Genomic DNA, 1,164 nt, shown 5'->3' on the forward strand with positions numbered 1-1,164 from the left:
CACGTCCTCGTTGACCATACAAGGGCTGACGAAGCTACCAACAAAACGGTCTACAACGGCCGGGGTCGAGCCACCGCCGCCGTTGTTGTTACCGCCGGGATCCACCGTGCCGTCGGCGTCAGAACCACCGCCGCAGGCGGACAGCAGCGCAGCGGTGCACAAAGTCAGGCAGAACGCCAGAGGACGAAGTTGGATGACCATGAAAACTCCCTGAAAACGTTGTTGTTAAAAAAGCACCAGCATCTCTTGGGGACACCGGTGCCTTGGATTTTCGGGGTCACTCGGCTCAGGAAATCCAATGAATGTTCAAGCCTGGCGGAGCGCACTGGGCGGGGTAGCACCCGGATTTGACAGATACTCCCGGGTGTAGCGGGGCGAACCACACAACCCCCTTGCCCCAGCACGCAACCCAAGGCTTCACATGGATTTCGCAGGTTTTTTTCAGCAGTACTGGCCACTCCTGTTGCTGGCGCTGTGGTTTGGCTACAAGTGGTGGAACGCGCGCCGGGTGGTGGGCATGCTGCCGGCGCTCAGGCAACAGGGCGCCACGTTGGTGGACGTGCGTTCGGAGGCGGAGTTTGCGGGCGGCAGCGCGCCGGGCAGCATCAACATTCCCCTGCCTGCATTGGGCAGCCGGCTCGGGGAGATACCGAAAACGGCGCCGGTGGTGCTGTGTTGTGCCAGCGGCACGCGCAGTGGCATGGCCAAGATGCTGCTGAAGAAACACGGCTACGCTCAGGTGTTCAACATCGGCAAGTGGACCCATCTGCTGCCTTGATCTGACACGCGCCATGCCGCGCCCCCACCACAAGGTCTACGTGGTTGAGCTGCACCCGGACGTGTTGCTGGAAGCCAAGTTTCGCAAGTGCAACCCGGGCTATGTGGCGGGCAAACCCTGTGTGTACGTGGGCATGACAGGCCTGGACCCGGACGTGCGCTTCGACAAACACAAGGCGGGCATACAAGCCAACGTCTACGTGTTCAAGTACGGCCTGCGCCTGCTGCCCGATCTGTACGAGGGCTTCAACCCGATGCCCTACGAAAAAGCGGTGGCGCGCGAAATCGAGATCGGCATCGACCTGCGCTCGGCGGGCTTTGCGGTGTGGCAGGCCTGAACGCGCAAGAAGCTGTCAGCTTGGCGAGCCAGCCACAAAATCGACCGCC

General features: G+C 61.6%; 3 protein-coding genes. 2 read left to right on the plus strand and 1 reads right to left on the minus strand.

The window, feature by feature from the left end:
• On the minus strand, positions 1 to 201 hold a 201-nt coding region (locus Q8M88_RS07075; protein ID WP_305595795.1), incomplete at its 3' end, for a hypothetical protein.
• Positions 202 to 421: 220 nt separating this feature from the next.
• On the opposite strand from Q8M88_RS07075, the gene Q8M88_RS07080 reads away from it, so the two are divergent.
• Together Q8M88_RS07080 and Q8M88_RS07085 are read left to right on the plus strand one after the other, a co-directional pair.
• The gene (locus tag Q8M88_RS07080; protein ID WP_305595797.1) at positions 422 to 778 is read left to right on the plus strand and encodes a rhodanese-like domain-containing protein; all 357 of its coding nucleotides are present in this window, start codon (positions 422 to 424) and stop codon (positions 776 to 778) included.
• Between the two features lie 13 nt (positions 779 to 791).
• A complete protein-coding gene (locus tag Q8M88_RS07085; protein WP_305595799.1) occupies positions 792 to 1,115 on the plus strand; it encodes a hypothetical protein in 324 nt (107 codons plus the stop codon).
• Positions 1,116 to 1,164 lie beyond the last annotated feature (49 nt).

Source organism: Phenylobacterium sp. (genome assembly GCF_030693805.1).
GTDB lineage: Bacteria > Pseudomonadota > Alphaproteobacteria > Caulobacterales > Caulobacteraceae > Phenylobacterium.

What these genes read in the sequence shown, in the direction of transcription:
- Q8M88_RS07080 (WP_305595797.1), top strand. Translation starts at nt 422, where the DNA reads ATGGATTTCGCAGGTTTTTTTCAGCAGTACTGGCCACTCCTGTTGCTG.
- Q8M88_RS07085 (WP_305595799.1), top strand. Translation starts at nt 792, where the DNA reads ATGCCGCGCCCCCACCACAAGGTCTACGTGGTTGAGCTGCACCCGGAC.